Origin of the sequence: Bartonella sp. AP72JLCBS (assembly GCF_042195705.1) — a bacterium.
Classification (GTDB): Bacteria; Pseudomonadota; Alphaproteobacteria; order Rhizobiales; family Rhizobiaceae; genus Bartonella.
In genome coordinates, this window is sequence record NZ_JBHIOU010000066.1 from 1 (window position 1) to 1340 (window position 1340).

Here is a 1340-nt window from a genome sequence, read left to right on the forward strand (position 1 = left end):
ACCTTATTAAGGTCCGGTACTCCACATTCTAAAAGTATTTTATTTCTCCATAATGCTGGAGAAAGTGAGGGAATTGAGTTAACACATCCAGTGATACTTAACAGAGCTATACAACTCAATAGTTTTAAGATTTTCTTCATTATTCCCCTCTTTCAATGGATTTATTTACAATAAAAAAGCTCATAAGCCTGTTGATATTTCCTGTCACCGCTTCATTAAAACAACGGTGAACAATATTGAGATGTTAGATTGAGAAAACAGTCCCGCCATTCCAAGAGAAGGCAAGGATGGCAGATTGTTGATCATCACAAGAAAGACTTAAGGATAGCATTCATATTGTTCTGGATGCTTTTTACAAAAAGGGCTGTTTAAGCGCTTCTTGACACTGCGCTGTGGAACAACAGCACCTGGACGACAAATCGGGAGATTTTCGGCTTTATGGTTTACACACCATCCCCCCCTTTCATCTTTATAGCGGAAACCTGATTGAACCATACAAGCATGAATTGTTGCTATTGCATTGTTGCTTAAATTTCTGTTTTCTGGAAATACATCATAAGGAGCTGGCATACCACATTCTAACAAGGCTTTTCCTATTTCAGTAAAATCAGTAACACCATTTTTCTCCCACGCGCTCAAATACCCCCCAGGAGTTTTATTAAACTGACATCCTGCAATACCTAACAAAGTTACAGCACTTAATAATTTTAGAGTTTGTTTCATTTTTTACTCCATGATTTACTTAAAGGAAATTGTTCACGATGAGATGAGCCATAATTATAGCGACATTTTGGACTCGCATCTCCAAGACAAGTATGGGGACTTATGGGATTCATGACCACTCTCCACCATTCTGTCAAAACGTTACTACCAGCAGGTATTGTCTCATAAGTATAGCCATTGCCGCCAATAATTCTACTTACAAAGTCATATCTATTCCCATCAAAGCCAATAGTGGTTTGTTTGCCATCACTCACATAACCTAACAGACCGGATGCAACTAAAGCATTAAAGGCTGGTCCATAGAAATTGATATTCGTGTTGTCGGCTATCCCGTGCACACCTTCTTGTTTGAAAGAATTCAGCATATTCCCCAATGTCATGGTACCACGGCTATGTCCATAAAGTTCTAACCCTGTAATACCATGGCTATACACCAAATCTTTCGCTTCTTGTGTGGAATTGGTCAAACCCCAAAAGTTATTTTCCATAAACTTCTGATAGCCTGCTACCAGAAGTTCTGAGATAGCAGAATCGGCTTCTGGGAACACAACAAAATAAAGCGGATTATTTTTATCCTTCGCATGTTGCTCTGCATAAACAGCGGCTTCCTCTGGTGG

2 protein-coding genes are annotated in these 1340 nt (G+C 39.2%); both read right to left on the reverse strand.

Annotated elements, in window-relative coordinates:
* Positions 1–318: 318 nt before the first annotated feature.
* Complete coding sequence (locus tag ACFILO_RS09370; RefSeq protein ID WP_375678203.1) at positions 319–723, reverse strand: hypothetical protein; 405 nt, start codon at positions 721–723, stop codon at positions 319–321.
* The coding region (locus ACFILO_RS09375) for a filamentous hemagglutinin (RefSeq protein ID WP_375678204.1) at positions 720–1340 on the reverse strand (621 nt) is incomplete at its 5' end. The genes ACFILO_RS09375 and ACFILO_RS09370, both read right to left, overlap by 4 nt.

Bases quoted from the DNA above. Each gene is read 5' to 3' on its own strand.
- ACFILO_RS09370 (WP_375678203.1), bottom strand. From the start codon at position 723: ATGAAACAAACTCTAAAATTATTAAGTGCTGTAACTTTGTTAGGTATT.